This is a genomic window from Phytohabitans aurantiacus (assembly GCF_027923225.1).
Classification (GTDB): Bacteria; Actinomycetota; Actinomycetes; order Mycobacteriales; family Micromonosporaceae; genus Phytohabitans; species Phytohabitans aurantiacus.
Genome location: NZ_BSDI01000011.1, coordinates 123,428 through 142,814, shown reverse-complemented (window position 1 = coordinate 142,814; position 19,387 = coordinate 123,428). Strand labels below are relative to the sequence as shown.

Here is a 19,387-nt window from a genome sequence, read left to right as displayed (position 1 = left end):
GTAGAGCTACGGTTGCGTGGTGAGTCTTTTACCGGCGTCCCTGGGCGCGCGGCCCGAGGGCGAGCGCGCCACCCGGATGGGCCAATCCGCGCAGTACCGCGATGGCGCCTTCCACAACACCGTGCCCGGAAGCTCGCGCCCATCAGGCGGCGAGGTCTACCGCGAGTGGCGCTCCGGCAAGCAGCGGCGCAAGCCGCAACTTCCTGTGCCGCTGGTCAGCGAGAGCGCCGCGACGCCCGTCGACGGCCTGCACATCACCTGGTACGGGCACGCGTCCGCGCTGGTCGAGGTCGACGGCCGCCGCGTGCTGCTCGACCCCATCTGGAGCGAGCGCTGCTCGCCGTTCTCGTTCGTGGGCCCGCGGCGGCTGCACCCGCCGCCGGTGCCGCTCGCGGCCCTGCCGCCTATCGACGCCGTGATCATTTCTCATGATCACTACGACCATCTCGACCTCCGCACCATCCGCACGCTCGCGCGGTCGCAGTCGGCTCCTTTCCTGGTACCTCTCGGAGTGGGCGCCCATCTCGACCGCTGGCGCGTGCCCAGCGACCGCATCGTCGAGCTCGACTGGAACGAGAGCGTCGAGGTGGCGGGGCTGCGGTTCACCGCCACGCCGGCCCGGCACTTCTCGGGACGCGCCTTCGCCCGCGACCGCACCCTGTGGAGTTCGTGGGTGATCGCCGGCGCGACGCAGCGGGTCTACTACAGCGGCGACACCGGATACTTCGACGGTTTCGGTGCGATCGGCGCCGAGCACGGGCCATTCGACGCGACGCTGATGGCGATCGGCGCGTACAGCCCAGCCTGGCCCGACATCCACCTCAACCCTGAGCAGGCCGTCCAGGCCCACCTCGACCTGCGTGGCGGGCTGCTGATCCCGGTGCACTGGGCGACGTTCAACCTGGCGTTCCACGGCTGGAGCGAGCCCGCCGACCTCGTGTGGCGCGAGGCCAAGGCGGTCGACGCCCGCCTAGCGGTGCCCCGCCCAGGCGAGCGCGTCCAGGTGGCCGAACCCCCAGCGGTAGACGGCTGGTGGCAACCAATCGCCTAGCCCCTCTGCCGCCGATCAAGGGCAAACGCACGCGGTTCGATCTCAAAACCGCGAGCATTCGCCCTTGATCCACGCGCATGGCCTTGATCGACAATCCTTCGCGGCGCAAGGGCAGGCCCAGAACCAGGACCGACATCCGAGCTACCGCGATGCCCGTCGCGGGGCCGACCGTCGCTCCCGCAGCCTCACCCTCCGCGCCCAGTCACGTTAAAGATCCCGACAAAATCCCCGATTTTGTCGCCTCAACCGCGCCCGGAGGCAGCAACATCCGGGATTTCGCTGCTACGCGCCGGGCGGGTCGTGTAGCCGCGGAGGGCGAGGCCGCGGGAGCAACGGGCCTGGACCGCCGCGGACGTCGCGGTAGCCCAATGTCCCTTGCTCTGACTCACCAGCTGTGCAGGGTGCCGTCTTCCAGGCGGTTGACCGGGAGGGCGGCCGGGCGGTACGGATACTTGGCGGCCAGCTCCTCGTCGATGTCGACGCCCAGCCCCGGCGCCTCGCTCGGATGCAGGTACCCGTTTTCGAACCGGTACCCGTGCGGGAAGACCTCGTCGGTCTCCTCGGTGTGCGGCATGTACTCCTGCAGCCCGAAGTTGGGGATGCTCACGTCGACGTGCAGCGCCGCCGCCATGCACACCGGCGACAGGTCGGTGGCGCCGTGCGAGCCGCTGCGCACGTGATACAGCGCCGCCAGGTCGAAGATGCGGCGCAACGCGCTGATGCCGCCCGCGTGCACGACCGTGGTGCGGATGTAGTCGACGAGCTGCTCGGTGATGAGCTGCTGGCAGTCCCAGACGCTGTTGAAGACCTCGCCCACCGCCAGCGGCGTCGTCGTGTGCCGCCGGATCAGCCGGAACCCTTCCTGCAGCTCGGCCGGCACGGGATCCTCGAGCCAGGTCAACGCGTACGGCTCCAGGCTCTTGCCCAACCGCGCCGCCTCGATGGGGGTGAGCCGATGATGGGCGTCGTGCAGCAGCTTGAGCGTCGGGCCGAACTCGTCACGGACCCGCTCGAACAACGACGGCACATGATGCAGATACCGCTCCGTCGACCAGACCGCCTCGGCGGGCACCGCGGCCGACGCCGGCTCATAGACTCCCGGCCCGGTGTGCACACCGTACACACCGGACAGTCCCGGTATCCCGGCCTGTAGCCGCACCGCCTTGTACCCGTCGGCGACGTACTTGGCCACCTCGGCGAGCACACCGTCCACAGTGTCCGCACTGGCGTGCCCATACACCGTCACGCCTTCACGCGACCGCCCGCCCAGCAACTGGTACACCGGCAGCCCGGCCACCTTGCCCTTGATGTCCCACAACGCGGTGTCGACAGCGGCGATAGCTGTCATCGTCACCGGCCCACGCCGCCAGTACGCTCCCTTGTAGAGGTACTGCCAGATGTCCTCGATGCGGTGCGGATCGCGCCCGATGAGCAGCGGCACGACATGCTCGTTGAGATAGGCGGCGACGGCCAGCTCACGCCCGTTGAGCGTGGCATCGCCAACGCCGGTCACCCCCTCGTCCGTGACGATCTTCAGGGTGACGAAGTTGCGCCCCGGGCTGGTGACGATCACCCGGGCATCACTGATCTTCATTCCGCTTCCCTGAGCCGCTATTTCCGAAAGGATTCCGGAAGAACCTACCCACTCCCACCACCGACAGTCAACCTCTTGAATACCCCCCGCCACCCCATCCCCTCCCCCGCATCCCGCCACACCCCCCACGTCGCGCCACCCGCACGCGTGCCGCCCGCCACGCAGGCCCCGTCGCCCGTGCCGCACTGCCCGCAGCCCGCAGCCCGCAGCCCGCAGCCCGTGGACGCTGGCAGGCCGCGGGCGCTGGCGCTGGCGGGCCGCGCGGCCACCGCGCGCCACCCATCCCCGCCGATCAAGGGCGAACGCACGCGGTTGGATCTCATTTCCGCGTGCACTTGCCCTTGATCCATGCAAATGCCCTTGATCGGTGCGGCGGGTGCGGCGCTCGGCGCCGCGACATCACGCCCCGCGCAGCCGCGACAACGCGGCTTCCGGGCGCGGCGCGGCGGCGAAGAAGGGGATGGCGTGAGGGGCGCGGAGGGTGAGGCCGCGGGAGCTACGGTCTGGGCCACGACGAGCATCGCGGTAGCTCAAATCCCGGTTTGGACCAGATCACCCCTTGGGATCATTCGCTTAGGCGCGGGCCGCCGGCGGACCGCGCTGCCCTCGACGACGCCGTCGCGGAGCGGCCCGATCCGGGCGCCGCGATCAAGGAGAACCTCATGGATCAAGGGCGAATACACGCGAAAAGAGATCAAAGCGCGTGCGTTTGCCCTTGATCGGCGGGCCGGGCCGGGGCCCCTTGATCGGCGGGAGAGAGGGCCGGAGCGGGAGAAGGAGGGGGCGCGGAGGTTGCCTGCCAGTGGGACGTCAGCGTCGTGCGGGCGTCGTCGGTCAGGTCCCCCCACAGGCGGAGGCGGGCCATGCCACCGTCGGGGTAGATGTCCATGCGGACGTGTGACACCACCGGGCTCTCGTCCAGCGGGAAGCGATGCCGGGTGTCGGGCTGGAGGGGGATGCGGGGTAGCAGCTCGGCCCACGCCGCCGGATGGTCCATGTCGGCCGTGCGGGCGTCGAGGCCGCGCAGGCTGGCGGCGCCGGGCGCGTTGCCCTTGAAGTGACTGGTGTCGAGCTCGGCCAGCCGCACCCGCCCCGGTGCCGCCAGCTTGACCACGACCCAGTCGTTGGCGTCGTCGCGGCGGCGGGCGGTCTCCCAGCCCTCCCCCATCACCCGCGCCAGCCCGGGCGCGATGAGCTGGTGCGGCGGGCCGTAGAACATGTTGCTGCACGCCACGACCTGGCCACCATGCTCCATCGCCGCCAGGTCGATCACCGCCGGCAGCAGGCGGGGATCGGGCACGACCTCACCGTGTATCCGCAGCCGCGCCACCCCGCCGTCAGGGTAGATAGACAGCCGCACGTGCGTGACGCGACGCTCCACATTGGACACGACGAACTCGTTGCGGCTGTCGCCCGCCAACGGCGAGCGCGGCACGAGCGGAAACCATTCCGACAGCTCCGACGGGCCGGGGTGGCCGTCGACGCAGCAACCCTCCACAGAGGCGTACGGCGGGTAGTTGCCGGTGAAGAACGACGTGTCGACCACGACGCCGCGCACTATGCCGGGCGCGCCGAGCCGGACGATCGCGTGGTCGTGGCCGGGCTCGCGGCGCCGGCGGGTCTCCCAGCCGTCGTACACCTGCCCTTTGGGGCCGAAGGTGCGGGCGGAGAACGACGGTGGTTCGTCCAGTACCAGGTGGTCGGCGGCCGCGAAAAGCTCGTCGTTGGCGGCGACGACACCGCCACCGAGCCGGCGGGACGCCAGATCGGGCAGGTGGTCCCATCGGGTCATGAGTCACCTCGCACGAGCAGGCGCCCTCGCGGGGACGCGAAGTCGACGAGCACGCCGCGCAACCATGTCGAACGAACGACTCCGTGGAGTGTGCGGCCGTGGTACGGCGTAACGGGATTGCGGTGGTGCAGCGCGCCAGCGTCCACTGTGAACTCCGCTGAAGGGTCGAACGCGACCAGATCGGCGTCGTACCCGGGTGTGATCCGGCCCTTGCGTCGCAGCCCGGCGATCTCGGCGGGGCGCTGGGCCATCCACCGCGCCACGTCGGCGAGGCCGAAGCCGCGCGCCGACGCGCCCGTCCACACCAGAGAGAGGCCGAGTTGCAGCGACGAGATCCCACCCCAGGCCGCCGCGAAGTCACCGCTGCCGGAGCGCTTCAGGTCGGGAGTACACGGCGAGTGGTCGGACACGACGCAGTCGATCGCGCCCGACGCGAGCCCCTCCCACAGCGCCTCGCGGTTGGCTGAGTCGCGAATCGGCGGGCAGCACTTGTACTCGGTGGCACCGTCTGGCACGTCTTCGGATGCCAGGGTCAGGTAGTGCGGGCACGTCTCGAACGTCACGCCCGGCGCGAGCGCGTCCGCCGCCGACAGGTGCAGGATGTGCATCCGCCCACCGGTGTCCCGCGCCACCGAAGCGGCCAGCGACACCGCGCCGACCTCGGCCGCCGGCGGGCGGGAGGCCACGAAGTCGGCGTACCGGCGGGAGGCTGGCGCCGGACCCACGACCAGCGGGTCCTCGGCGTGCACGACGAAGAGCGCGTCCACCGCGCGCATCGCCTCGCGCAGGCCGCGCGCGTCGAGCGGCGGAAACTCCGGTACGCCGGAGTCGATGAGGAACGCCTTGAACCCGAACACCCCGGCGTCGTACAGCACGGGCAGGTCGGCCGTGTTGCCCGGCACCGCGCCGCCCCAGAAACCGACGTCCACATGGCACTGTCCGGTGGCCGCCTTGCGCTTGATGTCCAGGGCCAGCGCGTCGACCGTGGGCGGCAACGAGTTCAGCGGCATGTCCAGGATGGTCGTGACCCCACCCGCCGCGGCCGCCCGGGTGGCGGTGGCGAACCCCTCCCACTCGGTGCGGCCGGGCTCGTTGACGTGCACGTGGGTGTCGACGAGGCCGGGCAGCAACACCAGATCTTCAAGATCAAGACCGTCGTCCGAGTACCCTTCCACCGCCGCGATCCGTCCATCGTGGACGTAGACAGTGGCCGGTCGCTCTCCCTCCGGCGTGACCACCCGCCGGGACCGCAGCACCAGGTCATAGCTCATACCGTCTCCAGGATCGCGCGGTCGTACTCGTCCGGGTCGAGCGCGCCGCAGTCCTGCCCGCGCCGCAGAAAGCCCGCCAGCGCCCGGGCGGTGGCCGGCTCGTCGAGCACCCCGGACGCACGCCGCTCCCGGTACGCGGTCAGCCTGTCCCACGCGGCGGGCGCGCCCTCCCGGAAGAACGCGTACGTCGCCGCGAACCGGGTCGGCAACTGTGCCGGGTGCAGGTCCCAGCCCTGGTAGAACCCGCGTTCCAGGGAGCGCCGCACCAGTCCCGCGTGCAACCGCCAGGCAGCCTGCACCGCGGCCGTATCGCCGACGGGCAGTACGTTTGACGACCCGTCGGACAGCCGTACCCCGGTGCCGGCGGCTGCCACCTGCATGACCGCCTTGGCATGGTCGGCCGCGGGATGGGCCATGCTCTGATACGCGGCGGCCACCCCGACCGAAGCGCTGTAGTCGTAGGTGCCGTAGTGCAACCCGGTCAGCCGGCCGTCAGCAGCCGCGATGAGGCGGGCAACGGTCGCCGTGCCGTCGACGCCGAGCACGGCGGGCGGCGTCTCGATCTGCGCCTCGAAGCACAGCACCCCGCTCTCCAGACCGTGTGCGCGTTCGAAGAATCCACACAGGACAGCCATGGCCGCCACCTGCTCAGCGACGGACACCTTCGGCAGGGTCACCACGAATCCTGGCGGCAACCCGCCATACGCGTCGAGAAACACGTCGAGCGTGCGGATCGCCCGGTGCCGGGTCGCGCCTTCGAGGCTCTTGACGCGTAGCCCGACGAACGGCGGTGCCTGCTCCGCACGCAGCGCCGCGGCGGCGGCCCGTGCGGCGGCGTCTTCGGCCGAGTCGGAGCGCACGCCGTACCCGTCTTCGAAGTCGATCCGCAGGTCTTCGATCGGCTCCCGGTCGAGTTTGGACTCCACCCTCGCGCGCAGCGACTCGTCGAACGGCAACGGTGGGTGCGCCTCCAGCGCGTCGCGGGCGGCCGCGCCCCACTCCCCCGCCAACCCGGCACGGAACGCGTCCGCCGGCACGTACACGGTGTGCACCGGCTGGCGCCCGTCCCGGTCGCCGGGGTACCGGGACGCCAGCGCCGCGTCGACCGGCGCCAGCCGCCGATCGAGCTCCGCGTACACGTCGGCCGGTAGGCGTGCCACTTGATCAGTCAATCAGTTCGTACGCCGGGACGGTGAGAAAGTCTTCGAAGTCGTCAGCCAGCGCCACCCGTTCGAACAGCTCCCGGGCATGCTTGAACCGTGCCGGGTCACCGAGCCGGGCCAACTCCTCGTCGCCGATGCGCCGCACGAGTTCCGCCGTGATGGGGGTGCCGTCGTCGAGGCGTACCCCTTGATGGATCCACTGCCAGATCTGCGACCGCGAGATCTCCGCGGTGGCCGCGTCTTCCATCAGGTTGTTGATGGCGACCGCGCCGTTGCCGTGCAGCCACGCCTCCAGGTATTGCAGTGCCACCGAAACGTTGCCGCGCAGGCCGGCCTCGGTGACCGCGCCCGGTGTCGCCGCCACGTTCAGCAGCGCGTCGGCGGTCACCACGACGTCGGGGCGCTGCCGGTCGAGCTGGTTCGGACGGTCACCGAGCGCTCGATCGAAGACCTCGCGGCACACCGGTACCAGATCCGGATGTGCCACCCACGAGCCGTCGAATCCGTCGCCCGCCTCGCGCTCCTTGTCTTCGCGCACCTTGGTGAGCGCGACCTCGTTGACCGCCGGATCACGCCGGCTCGGTATGAAGGCGGCCATGCCGCCCATCGCGAACGCGCCGCGCCGGTGGCAGGTGGCGACGAGCAGGTCGGTGTACGCCCGCATGAACGGCGCCGTCATCGTCACGGACGCCCGGTCGGGAAGCACGAACGACGGGCCGGCATCGCGAAAGTTCTTGATGATGCTGAACAGGTAGTCCCACCGGCCGGCGTTGAGGCCGGACGCGTGCGGACGCAGCTCCCACAGGATCTCGTCCATCTCGAACGCGGCCGGGATCGTCTCGATGAGAACCGTGGCACGGATGCTGCCCTGCGGCACGCCGAGCGCGTCCTGCGCATGCGTGAAGACATCGTTCCAGAGCCGGGCTTCGAGGTGACTCTCCATCTTGGGCAGATAGAGGTAGGGCCCGCTGCCGCGCTCCAGCAGCTCCCGCGCGTTGTGGAAAAAGTACAGTCCAAAGTCGACGAGCGCGCCGACGGCCGGCTGGTCGTCCACCGGCAGGTGCCGCTCGTCGAGGTGCCAGCCGCGCGGGCGCATCACGATCGTGGGATAGGGGCCACCGCCCAGCTCGTACCGCTTCTCCGGCGTCTCGTGCGAGATGGTGCGGCGCACGGCGTCGTACAGGTTCTGCTGGCCACCGACCACGTTGGACCAGTGTGGTGTGTTGGCGTCTTCGAGGTCGGCCAGCCACACCTTGGCGCCGGAGTTGAGCGCGTTGATGGCCATCTTGCGCTCGGTCGGGCCCGTGATCTCGACGCGCCGGTCGCTCAGGTCGGCCGGCGCGGGCGGCACCTGCCACTCGGTGAGCCGGATCTCGGCGGTCTCGGGCAGGAAGTCGAGGCGCCCGGTGGCGGCGATCTCCTGCCGGCGCGCGGCCCGACGGGCCATCAGCTCGTTGCGGCGCGGCGCGAACCGGCGGTGCAGGTCGGCGACGAACTCTCGGGCTTCAGCGGAGAGAATCTCGGTCACCCCTGCAATTTAGTCCTACCTGAGCCGTTTTTCCCTGGATGGAGGCTTGGGCTTCGTCTTGCGCCTGGGCTTCGACTCCACGCCGGTCAGGCGCAGCGCGAGGCCCGGGCACATGTCGACCGCGCGCCGGGCGTCCTTCTCCAGCCACTCGGGCACCGGGGTGTCCGCGATGGCCGGGTACCCGTTTCCGTCGAGCCGCACCAACTCAGGCAGCAGGTGCGCACAGAGCCCATGCCCGTCGCAGCGGGTCCAGTCGACGACCAGCTTGCCGACGCCGCCGGTGTTCTCCTGGTGGTCGGGCGAGCTGGACAGGGGCAGGATGCCCTTGACCGGACGCCCGCACCCGTCGTGAAACGCGTGTGCGGCGATGTCCTCCGCGAAGACGTCCAGGGCCGAGAGCGCGAACCGCGACGTACCGTCAGGGTGGCTGCACGCGCCGCGGCCCTTGACCACGCCGACGGCGGCGCGGACGGCGGCTTGGCCGCCGCCGCCCTCGTAGAGCTTCTGCACGGTCCGCGCGAGGTCCGGCAGGCCGAGGCGGCAGGGACCGCATTGGCCGGCCGACTCCGCTGCCATGTAGTGCATGACCCGGGCTACCTCGCCGAGAGGACAGGTGTCCTCCGGCAGGGGGACCATGATGCCGGCACCGAGGGTGCCGCCAACCTCCGTGAGGCTCGCCTTCGAGATCTCCGCGCGGCTCGCGGCCTCCACCGAAATCCACTTTCCGTGGTACCCGCCGAGCAGCAGACCCTGACCCGCGGTGGTCCCGCACATGCGCAGGACCTCCTTCAGGGGTACTCCCGTCGGTGCCTCCACCACCATCGGCTTGCCCTTGGCGGTGATCGACAGCAGGACCGTCCCGGGCTCCTTCTCGGTGCCGACCGAGCAGTACTCGTACGGGCCGAGGCCGGCGGCGAGGGCGAGCTGGGCGTACGTCTCCGCGTTGGACAGCAGGGTGGGCAGCCCGTTGACGCCGGAATCGCTGGCACGGATCTTGCGGCCGGGCGGGATGTGCGCCTCGCCGTTGATGCCCCGGACCAACGCGCCGCCTTCGCCGGAGATGAACCGGTGCGGCACCGACACGATCCGGGTCGGCGCCGGCATCCGCCGCTCGGCGAGGGCCATGCGCAGCGACTTGCTCCCGACGTGGTCCTTCTCCACGCCGATGACGATCTCGTCGGCCTCGAGTGCCCATGCCGCGAGCGACGCGCCGTCGAGGATCAAGTGTGGCGCGCGCGCCAGCAGCACCTTGTCCTTCCAGGCGGCGGGCTCGCCCTCGGTGGCGTTGACCACCACGACGATGGGCTTGTCCTGCCGCTGGGCGGAGTCGATGACCGCCTTCATCTTCCGGGCGAACGGGAAGCCGGCACCACCGCGACCGGTCAGCTTGATCTGCTCGGCGAGCGACATCAGCTCGGCGGCCGTCATGGGCCGCAGATCGCCGTGTACCTCCTGGTGCTCGTAGAGGTCGAGACGTCCGAACTCTTCGAAGCCAGCGGTCACGCGTGCCGGCCCAGCACGGCCGACAGCAGGAACCTTGCCGCCGGTCACCTGCCGTATCCTCCCCGCGGCTGAGTCCAGTATTCGCCCGTGCCGACGTCGAGGTCTTCGCCGCCGGCCGCGCGCCGGCCGCGGCGCGGCCGGTCAGCGGAGTCGATCATGTCAGTCGCCGGAGCCGGTGGGTAGGGGCCCAGACGACCGGTGCGCCGTTCGCGTGGTTGCTCGGTCTCGTACTCGTCAGCCTGGCTGTGACGCGCGGAACGTGACCGGCGTCGCGGGGACTCGGCCTCGTCGTCGCGCACCAGCCGCAGCCCGCGGCGCGGGCGGTCCTCGGCCGGCTCGGGCCGCTCCCAGCGCTCGCCGGAGACGGGCCGGTCGGCCGAGTCCCAGCGGGCGCCGGACACCGGCGTGTCCCAGCGCTCCCCGGAGACGGGCGCGTCCCAGCGCCCTCCGGACACCGGGCGGTCGGAGGCGTCCCAGCGAGCACCCGAGACCGGACGCTCGGAGTCCCAGCGGGTACCGGAGACCGGCTCGACCGGCTCGTCGCGGCGGCTGGCCCGCTCGCGGCGGCCGCCCCGACCGGTGTCCTCACGGCGCCCGGACCCCTCACGGCGCCCAGACTCCTCGCGGCGCCCAGACTCCTCGCGGCCCGCTGCCGAGCCGTACCGCTCGTCGGCGGGAGAGGTCCAGCGCTCCGGGTCCGGCTCGCCACGGCGGCTCGAGGAGCGGCGCGAGGCGTACTCGTCCTCCCGCGGCCGGCTGTACCGGTCACGCTCGGCTTCGCGCTCCGCGGGCTGCTCGCGCAGGCTCTCGTACCAGTCGACGCCATCCTCGGCGGCGCGCTCCCGGCGGCCTCGCTTGCTCTCCGGCTCCGCCGGGCGGCTCCGCCGCTCGGCAGGCTCGGCGCCCCGGCCACCGCGTCCCTCGGCCGACCGGCCGCGACCCTCCGCGGACCGCCCGCGGCGCTCGCTGCGCGGCTGCTCGCCGGTGGACCAGCGCATCTCGTCCTCAGCGGTCCGCTCCTTCGCGGCGCGCCCGCCGCGTCCACCGGACCGTGCCGCGGCCGGCTCCTCGACATAGCGCTCCGCGCTCCGGCCCCGCCTGGTCTCCTCCACCGGCGGAACCGCGTACCCCTGGCGACCCGACCGCTCGCGCGGTGCGCCGGCCATCGTGTCGCGCTTGACGACCCGGGTCTCCCGGGTGGGCGTGGCAACCGGCTCGGGCTCCGGCTCGGCCTCGCGCGCCGCCCGCGCCGGCATCATCGGGTCGGTGATGCGCGGCATGACGGCGGTCTCCACGTTGACCCCGACCACGGCCACACCGGCCTTGGGCCCGATGGTCGTGCCGGTGGTACGGCGGCCGAGCATCACGTACAGGCGCACGAGCAGCGCGACCGCGACACCGGCCACGCAGGCGCCGTAGCTCAGGAGCACCCAGGTAGCGGCCGGCCGGCCGGCGTTCAGGCCGTGGCCGAGGGCGATCGGCCAGGCGAGGTACGCGCCACTGTGCAGTGCGCGCCACATCCACGGCCGGCCGCTGCCGGCGAACTTCGCCCGGATGATGCCGGTCCAGAACACCGAGAGCATCAGGTAGCTCGCGACCGTGCCAAGCCCGACATACATCGGGTCCGCCAGGTTGCCAAACGGGACGAACGGGTCAAGTACCGTCGCCGTCCCTTCCATGATCTTCATGGACACGTGCAGCCCGAGCGAGATGATCGCGATAATCGCCGTCGCGCGGTGCAGGCCCTGGAAGAGGACCCGGTGACCGATCTTCAGGAAGATCCGGTCGGTCGCCACGAGACCTGCCATGACCGTCAGCGACAGCGCTACCAGCGTGAATACGCCCGCGAAGAAGTTCAAGAACGCGTAGACGTACACCGAGGCCAACGCGCCGCCCGTGGTCGAGCTGGCGGCCCAGAGGCCAAACAGGAGGAACGCACCACCGCCGAGCAGCGGAAGCTTGGGCAGCTTCCGGCGCTCGCCCGTCGTACTACTAGTCGTCTCCACCGTCACCGCCACTTCACCCCGCTCCTCGTCCCGCTCGTCGTTCTTCTTTTTCAGCAAGAGTTACCGACCTTCCACATCCGCGTCGCACGCGGTCGCACCTAGTGACCTGCCTTCACCGGTTCGGATCGGACTCAATGCATTCGTCGCTCACCTCGCCCATCGCCCAAATCGCCCATATCGCGGCTCGCGCATACGTCTCCGTCCCACGTGTACGTACCGAGGGCCGAACTTGGTTGAACCATGTTTGAGGAAGTTGCGTGCCTTAAGAGACGCATAAGACGGCGCTAACCGCGGTCTGCGGTCCGAAACCGCCCCGACACCACCCTTAACCCTCCGCACCCACCCCCACACCGACGTCTCGCCCCGCGCCGCCACCGCAGCCACGCCCCGCCCACCCTGCTCGGCCCGCCCGGCGGGCCTGGCCACCCCGGCGCCGCCCGGCGCGCCGCCCGGCGCGCCGCCCGGCGGTCCGTGCCGCGCGGCGTCCCCTCCCGCGCCGATCAAGGGCGAATGCACGTGGTTGGATCGTCTTTTCCGCGTGTTTTGCCCTTGATCCATGCGATGTTCCTTGATCGACGCCCTGCGGGCGCCGCATCGCAGGGCGCCGATCGCGCGCAGCCGGACCTACGCGCGGGCGGCCAGACCTGTCCGCGCGAACGGCCGATGCCGCGTATTCGGGGAAAGTGCGCCCTCAACCCGCCGCTGATACAGCAAGTTCCCCGAACATGCTGTATCAGCGGCGCGGTCGGGGCCAGCCGCCGGGTATGAGTGAGTTTGGCAGCGGCATGTCGCCGCGCCCTGCGCGCCGATCAAGGGCAATCGCATGGATCAAGGGCAAAAACACGCGGAAAGAGATCCAACCACGTGCACTCGCCCTTGATCGACGCGCCGGGCGCGGCGACACGCCGTCGCGCGCGGGCGGCGCCGGGGAGCGGCGGGAAAGGACGGGCGTGGGCTGGGCGCCCCTCTTTCACCCACCTGTGGGCGGCGGGAGGGCGAGGGCTTCTTGATCGGCGGAGCGCACGACCAGCGCGACCAGTGGAGAGCGCGCGGCGCGGAGAGCACGAGCCGTGGGAAGAGCGACCGGCGCAGGACGAGCGCGGAGAGGATGGTCGGCGGGTGGGAATGTTGGGTGGGCGGGTATTGTTCAAAACTGAAGTAAGTGGCCGAGAGCTACCGCGGGAGAGCTGATCGAGATGCAGTTCGGAGTGTTCAGTGTGGGCGACGTGACGCCGGACCCCACCAACGGGCGCACGCCGACCGAGCACGAGCGGATCAAGGCGATGGTCGACATCGCGCTCAAGACCGAAGAGGTGGGCCTGGACGTATTCGCGACCGGCGAGCATCACAACCCGCCGTTCGTCCCGTCGTCACCGACCACGTTCCTCGGGTACGTGGCGGCGCGCACCGAGCGGATCATCCTGTCGACCGCCACGACGCTCATCACCACCAACGACCCGGTGAAGATCGCCGAGGACTACGCGTACCTCCAGCACATCGCCGACGGCCGCGTCGATCTCATGATGGGCCGTGGCAACACGGGTCCTGTGTACCCGTGGTTTGGCAAGGACATCCGAGACGGTATCGCGCTGGCCGTCGAGAATTATGCCCTGCTGCACAAGCTGTGGCGTGAGGATGTCGTCGACTGGGAGGGCAAGTTCCGCACGCCCCTGCAGGCTTTCACCGCGACGCCGCGCCCGCTCGACGGGATCCCGCCGTTCGTGTGGCACGGCTCGATCCGGAGCCCGCAGATCGCCGAGCAGGCCGCGTACTACGGCGACGGCTTCTTCCACAACAACATCTTCTGGCCGGTCGAGCACACCAAGCGCATGATCGAGCTGTACCGCCGACGGTACGAACACTATGGCCACGGCGCCGCCGACCAGGCGATCGTCGGCCTCGGTGGCCAGGTTTTCATGCGGAAGAACTCGCAGGACGCGGTGCGCGAGTTCCGGCCGTACTTCGACAACGCCCCCGTGTACGGCCACGGGCCCTCGCTCGAGGATTTCTCCCGTGAGACCCCGCTCACGGTCGGCAGTCCGCAGCAGGTCATCGACCGTACGCTGACGTTCCGGGATCACTTCGGCGACTACCAGCGCCAGCTCTTCCTGTTGGACCACGCGGGCCTGCCGCTGAAGACGGTTCTGGAGCAGCTTGACATGCTCGGCGAGGAGGTCGTACCGGTGCTGCGCCGCGAGTTCGACGCCAAGCGCCCGGCGCACGTGCCGGACGCGCCCACCCACGAATCCCTGAAGGCCGCCCGAGACGCCGCCGGAGCATCGGCATGACACGCCGTACCCTCGCGGTCGTCTCGGCGGGCCTCAGCCAGCCCTCGTCCAGCCGGCTCCTTGCCGACCAGCTCGCGGCGGCGGTCCGCCGCGAGCGGCCGGGCGTCGACGTGGTGACGATCGAGCTGCGCGACATCGCGCACGACATCACCAACAACCTGCTCACCGGCTTTCCGCCGGCGGGGCTACGGGAGGCGCTCGACACCGTGGCGCGGGCCGACGGCCTGATCGCGGTCACGCCGATCTTCAACGCGTCGTACAGCGGGCTGTTCAAATCGTTCTTCGACGTGGTCGAAGAGGGCAGCCTCGCCGACAAGCCCGTGTTGATCGCGGCGACCGGGGGCACGGCCCGCCATTCGCTCGCGCTGGAGCACGCCTTGCGGCCGATGTTCTCGTACTTGCACGCGGTCGTCGTGCCGACGGCGGTGTTCGCCGCGCCGGAAGACTGGGGCGGCGCGACCGTCCAGGGCGCGCTCGCGAGCCGCATCACCCGGGCGACGGGCGAGCTGGCACGTGAGATCTCTCGCCGCGAGCCGGTGACGGTGATCGACCCGTTCGACGAGCCCACCCCGTTCGAGGAGCTACTCGCGTCCTAAAGGATCTATTCCAAGGGATATTTGGGCTACCGCGATGCCCGCCGCGCTCCGGGCCGTTGCTCCCGCGGTCTCACCCTCCGCGGCTACACGACCCGCCCTCGACGGGCATCGCGGTAGCGCTAATTGTGGCGGGCGCGGGAGCTCAGCTCGCGGGTCAGGACCGATGCGCCGGTCGCGATGATCACCACGTTGAAGACCAACTGGGCGGCCACCACGCCGCGGGCGATCTGGCCCTCGGCGTGGATGTCGCCGTAGCCGACCGTGGTGAGCGTGGCCAGGGCGAAGTACAGCGCGTCCGTCTTGGTGGTCAGCCCGACGAACTGCCCGGACGCCGAGATCGCGGTGATGTAGTCGGCCAGGGCGAAGAACGCCACGCCGCCCACGATCGCGGTCAGCAGGCCAGCCAGCGAACCTTCTCCGGGATGGCGGATGCTCTGCCGCGCCTGGTGGACGATCAGCCAGGTGATCAGCACTCCGACCACGACCGTGGCGAGAGCGCGCACGACCATGACGGTGGTGCTGACGCCCGGCTCGACCGGTACCAGGTAATAGAGACCGACGATCAGCGCGCCCGTCAGGAGCGGCCGGCCGAGTGCGGCGCGCATCGGGGTTAGCCGACGATGTGCTCGGGCCGCACCGGTACCCGCGTCAGCGCCTTGCCGGTCGCGGCCCTGACGGCCGCGACCACCGCCGGGGTGGATGAGATCGTCGGCGGCTCGCCGACGCCGCGGAGCCCGTAGGGCGAGTGCGGGTCGGCCATTTCGAGGACGTCGACCTTCATCGGCGGCATATCGAGGATTGTAGGGATCAGATAGTCGGTGAATGACGGGTTTCGCACGATGCCGTCCACCATCTGAATCTCCTCCATGAGGGCGAGGCCGAGCCCTTGCGCGGTGCCCCCGTGGATCTGGCCCTCGACGGCGAGCGGGTTGACCGCCTTGCCCACGTCCTGCGCGGTCACGATCTCGACCACCCGCACCAGGCCCAGTTCGACGTCGACGTCGACGGTGGCCCGGTGGGCGGCGAACGCGTACTGCACGTGGGCATTTCCCTGCCCGGTCACCGGATCGAGCGGATATGTGGGCCGGTGCCGCCACTCGACGGTCTCCTCGATCGGCCCGTCGCCGATGACGGAAGCCAGGTCGGCGATGACCGCGCCACTGTCCGACAGCACCTTGCCGCCGTCGAGGCGGGCGCCGCCGACCCGGGCGAGTAGCGCTGCCCGCACCGCCTGGCAGGCGGCCCGCACGGCACCGCCGGTCATGTACGTCTGCCGGGACGCCGAGGACGAACCCGCGCTGCCCACCGACGTGTCGGCGGTCGCCACCGTCACGCGCTCGACACCGAGCTCGGTGCGCGCGATCTGCGCCTGTACGGTCACCAGGCCCTGGCCGACCTCGGCGGCGGCGGTGTGTACGAGTACCGCCGGCTCGCCGCCGATGAGCTCCAGGCGGACCCGCGCGGTGGCGTAGTCGTCGAAGCCTTCGGAGAACGCGACGTTCTTGATGCCGATGCCGTAACCGATGCCGCGGACCACGCCCTCGCCGTGCGTCGTATTCGATACGCCGCCGGGCATTTCGCGGAGGTCGCCGCTGCCTTCCGGTGCCGGTGGCGCCGACCGCACCCTGATCAGCAGGTCAGCCACTGGCGCCGGGCCCTCCACGATCTGCCCGGTGGGCATGCGCGATCCGGTGGTCATCGCGTTACGCAGCCGCACTTCCACCGGATCGAGACCCAACGCGGAAGCGAGTTTGTCCATTTGGGACTCGTACGCGAAGCACGCCTGCACCGCGCCGAACCCGCGCATCGCGCCGCACGGCGGGTTGTTCGTGTAGTACACGGAGGCGTCCATCACGACGTTTGGCACCTCGTAGGGGCCGATGCCCAGGGTGGCGGCGTTGGCGGCGACGGCGGTGGAGCTGGAGGCGTACGCGCCGCCGTCGAGCACGATCTTCGCCTTGACGTACACGAGCTTTCCGTCGCGGGTGGCGCCGTGCTCGTACCACATTGTGGCCGGGTGCCGGTGCACGTGGCCGAAGAACGACTCCTCCCGGCCGTACACCATCTTCACCGGCCGTCCAGTGTGTAGCGCCAGCAGGCTCGCGTGCACCTGCATCGAGAGGTCTTCGCGGGCACCGAACGCGCCACCGACACCGGCGAGCGTGAGCCGCACCTTCTCGGCGGGCAGACCGAGACAATCGGCGACCTGCTTCTGGTCGACGTGCAGCCATTGCGTGGCGATGTAGAGGTCGACGCCGCCGTCTTCGGCCGGCACCGCGAGTCCTGACTCGGGACCCAGGAACGCCTGATCCTGCATGCCCACCTGGTACTCGCCCGTGACGACCACGTCAGCCGTCGCATCCGGGTCGCCGGTGCGGATGGGCACGTGTCGCAAGAGGACACCCAGCGATGCCTCGGTGACGGCGGGCAGCACCTCGTAGTCGACGACGATCCGGGCGGCGGCCCGGCGGGCGGTCTCCGGGTGGTCGGCCGCCACGACGGCGACGGGCTCGCCCTGGTACTTCACCTCGCCCATCGCGAGCACCGGCTGGTCGACGATCTCCAACCCGTACCGTTTGGCGCCCGGCACGTCCTCGTGGGTGAGAACCGCGTAGACGCCGGGAAGCGCGACCGCCGCGGTGATGTCGATGCCACGGATGCGGGCGTGCGGGTGCGGGCTGCGCAGCGTCGCGCCCCACAGCATGTCGTCGGCCCACAGGTCCGAGGAGAACGCGAACTCCCCCCGTACCTTCAGCCCACCGTCGGGGCGCTTGGGACTCGTGCCCACCCCGCCGGCGACGCCAGCCTCCACAGTGGTCATCGCAGGAGCCTTTCGTGCGCCCGGACGGTGCGCCGGGCCAGGTCGCGCTCGTCGGCGGTGCGCAGGCGTCCCGCCTCGACCACCGGCCGGCCACCGACGAGGAGCAGCTCCACAGTGGCCGGTGGGCCGAACACCAGTGCCGCCACGGGATCGTCGATGCCGGCGTGACCCAGGCCGTCGATCCGCCACAGCGCGACGTCGGCGAGCTTGCCGGGCTCGAGCGAACCCAGCTCCTCGGACCGGCCAAGGCAGCGCGCACCGCCGATGGTGCCGACCGACAGTGCCTGCCGGGCGGTCAGTGCCGCCGGCCCGCTACGCAGCCGCGCGGCGTACAGCGCCTGTCGCAGCTCGCCACCGAGCTGGCTCGCCTCTTGCGACGCGGACCCGTCGACACCGAGGCCGACGGGCGCGCCAGCGGCCAGCAGATCGGGTACCGGTGACACGCCCGCGCCCAGCCGCGCGTTCGAGCTGGGACAGTGGGCCACCCCGGTGCCGGTGGCGCCGAACTTGGCCACAGCGCTCGCGTCGAGATGCACGGCGTGCGCGTGCCACACGTCGTCACCCAGCCAGCCGAGCCGTTCGGCGTACTCGACCGGGGTGCAGCCATGCTTCTCCCGGCAGTACTCCTCTTCCTCCACGGTCTCGGCGAGATGGGTGTGCAGCCGCACGCCGCGCCGGCGGGCGAGCGCCGCGGCTTCGGTCATCAGCTTCCCGGTGGCCGAGAACGGCGAGCACGGTGCCACGGCCACCCGCAGCATCGCGTCCGGCGCCGGATCGTGGTACCGGTCAATGGCAGCCTCGGTGCCGGCGAGTGCCGCCTCGGTGTCCTCGACCACTTCGTCGGGCGGCAGGCCGCCGGCTGACTTACCGAGGTCCATCGAGCCGCGGCACAGGTGGAAGCGCAGCCCGATCTCGGCCGCGGCGTTGGCCTGGGCGGCCACCAGGTCGCCGGCCCCGCTGGGAAAGACGTAGTGGTGGTCGGAGCTGGTCGTGCAGCCCGAAAGGGCCAGCCAGCCGAGTCCGGCGGCCGTCGTGTCGGCCACCACCTGCTCGTCGAGGCGCGCCCAGATGGGATACAGCTCCGTCAGCCAGCCGAACAGGTTCTCCTGCTGGGCGAGCCCGCGCGTGGCCCACTGGTAGAGGTGGTGGTGGGTGTTGACGAGGCCGGGCGTGGCGAGGCAGCCGGTGCCGTCGACCCGCTCCCCCGGTCCGGGGTACCGGCCGGCGCCCACCGCGACGATCCGGCCGTCTTCGACGGCGACATGCCCTTCGGCGTACTCGGTGCCGGCCGCGTCCACTGTGGCCACCGCGCAACCCTCGATGATCATCATCGCTGTACCGCCAGCCGGACCGCGTCGAGGATCTTCTCGTACCCCGTGCATCTGCACAGGTTGCCCGCCAACGCCTCGCGGATCTCGGGGTCGGTCGGCGCTGAGTCACGGGCCAGCAGGTCGTGCACCGCGACCACCAGTCCGGGAGTACAGAATCCACACTGGACCGCGCCGGCCGCCAGAAACGCCTGCTGCACGGGCCCGTCGGCGATGCCTTCGACGGTCACCACGTCGCGCCCCTCGGCCTGACCCGCCGCGACCAGGCAGGCGCACACCGGTGTGCCGTCCATGTAGACCGTGCACGAGCCGCACTCGCCCTGCTCGCAGGCGTTCTTGCTGCCCGGCAATCCGAGCCGCTCGCGCAGCACGTAGAGCAGGCTCTCGCCCGCCCACACGTCGTCGGCCTGCCGAGCCTCCCCGTTGACCGTGCAGTTCAGCCTCAT

The 19,387-nt window shown here is 70.8% G+C and carries 14 protein-coding genes; 3 read left to right on the top strand and 11 right to left on the bottom strand.

Going from position 1 to position 19,387, the window contains the following annotated elements:
- Positions 1-16 precede the first annotated feature (16 nt).
- The gene (locus QMG73_RS14335) at positions 17-1,051 is read left to right on the top strand and encodes an MBL fold metallo-hydrolase (RefSeq protein ID WP_407676798.1); all 1,035 of its coding nucleotides are present in this window, start codon (positions 17-19) and stop codon (positions 1,049-1,051) included.
- 385 nt (positions 1,052-1,436) lie between these two features.
- Here QMG73_RS14335 and manD read toward each other — a convergent pair whose 3' ends face one another.
- The 7 genes from manD to QMG73_RS14300 all read right to left on the bottom strand — a co-directional run bounded on the left by manD (position 1,437) and on the right by QMG73_RS14300 (position 11,965).
- Positions 1,437-2,645 carry a D-mannonate dehydratase ManD gene (gene manD, locus QMG73_RS14330; RefSeq protein WP_281895597.1) on the bottom strand — a complete coding sequence of 403 codons (1,209 nt, stop codon included), beginning with the start codon at positions 2,643-2,645 and terminating at the stop codon, positions 1,437-1,439.
- A 694-nt stretch (positions 2,646-3,339) separates the two neighbouring features.
- Positions 3,340-4,437 (bottom strand): allantoicase, encoded by a 1,098-nt coding sequence (gene alc / locus QMG73_RS14325; RefSeq protein WP_281895595.1) that lies wholly within the window; start codon positions 4,435-4,437, stop codon positions 3,340-3,342.
- The gene (gene allB / locus QMG73_RS14320) at positions 4,434-5,708 is read right to left on the bottom strand and encodes an allantoinase AllB (protein WP_281895593.1); all 1,275 of its coding nucleotides are present in this window, start codon (positions 5,706-5,708) and stop codon (positions 4,434-4,436) included. The genes alc and allB overlap by 4 nt, the downstream gene beginning before the upstream one ends.
- The gene (locus tag QMG73_RS14315; RefSeq protein WP_281895591.1) at positions 5,705-6,868 is read right to left on the bottom strand and encodes a DUF6986 family protein; all 1,164 of its coding nucleotides are present in this window, start codon (positions 6,866-6,868) and stop codon (positions 5,705-5,707) included. Before QMG73_RS14315 ends, allB begins: the two co-directional genes overlap by 4 nt.
- 4 nt (positions 6,869-6,872) lie before the next feature.
- A complete protein-coding gene (gene aceB / locus QMG73_RS14310) occupies positions 6,873-8,399 on the bottom strand; it encodes a malate synthase A (protein ID WP_281895588.1) in 1,527 nt (508 codons plus the stop codon).
- Between the two features lie 15 nt (positions 8,400-8,414).
- Positions 8,415-9,950, bottom strand: a complete 1,536-nt coding sequence (locus tag QMG73_RS14305; RefSeq protein WP_281895586.1) for an NADH-quinone oxidoreductase subunit NuoF family protein — start codon at positions 9,948-9,950, stop codon at positions 8,415-8,417.
- Positions 9,947-11,965: a hypothetical protein gene (locus tag QMG73_RS14300; protein ID WP_281895584.1), complete on the bottom strand. Its 2,019-nt coding sequence runs from the start codon at positions 11,963-11,965 to the stop codon at positions 9,947-9,949. Before QMG73_RS14300 ends, QMG73_RS14305 begins: the two co-directional genes overlap by 4 nt.
- A gap of 1,139 nt (positions 11,966-13,104) precedes the next feature.
- Here QMG73_RS14300 and QMG73_RS14295 point away from each other — a divergent pair.
- Positions 13,105-14,196: an LLM class flavin-dependent oxidoreductase gene (locus QMG73_RS14295; RefSeq protein WP_281895582.1), complete on the top strand. Its 1,092-nt coding sequence runs from the start codon at positions 13,105-13,107 to the stop codon at positions 14,194-14,196.
- Positions 14,193-14,792, top strand: a complete 600-nt coding sequence (locus tag QMG73_RS14290) for an FMN reductase (protein ID WP_281895581.1) — start codon at positions 14,193-14,195, stop codon at positions 14,790-14,792. Before QMG73_RS14295 ends, QMG73_RS14290 begins: the two co-directional genes overlap by 4 nt.
- Positions 14,793-14,911: 119 nt before the next feature.
- Here the strand turns inward: QMG73_RS14290 and QMG73_RS14285 are convergent, their stop codons facing one another.
- From QMG73_RS14285 to QMG73_RS14270, 4 genes are read right to left on the bottom strand one after another with little or no spacing between them, the layout of a single operon-like run.
- The gene (locus QMG73_RS14285; protein WP_281895579.1) at positions 14,912-15,397 is read right to left on the bottom strand and encodes a potassium channel family protein; all 486 of its coding nucleotides are present in this window, start codon (positions 15,395-15,397) and stop codon (positions 14,912-14,914) included.
- Positions 15,398-15,402: 5 nt separating this feature from the next.
- Positions 15,403-17,613 carry a xanthine dehydrogenase subunit D gene (gene pucD, locus QMG73_RS14280; RefSeq protein WP_281895577.1) on the bottom strand — a complete coding sequence of 737 codons (2,211 nt, stop codon included), beginning with the start codon at positions 17,611-17,613 and terminating at the stop codon, positions 15,403-15,405.
- Positions 17,610-18,944, bottom strand: coding sequence for an 8-oxoguanine deaminase (locus QMG73_RS14275; protein ID WP_281895576.1), 1,335 nt, complete (start codon positions 18,942-18,944; stop codon positions 17,610-17,612). Before QMG73_RS14275 ends, pucD begins: the two co-directional genes overlap by 4 nt.
- Complete coding sequence (locus QMG73_RS14270) at positions 18,941-19,387, bottom strand: (2Fe-2S)-binding protein (RefSeq protein ID WP_281895575.1); 447 nt, start codon at positions 19,385-19,387, stop codon at positions 18,941-18,943. The genes QMG73_RS14275 and QMG73_RS14270 overlap by 4 nt, the downstream gene beginning before the upstream one ends.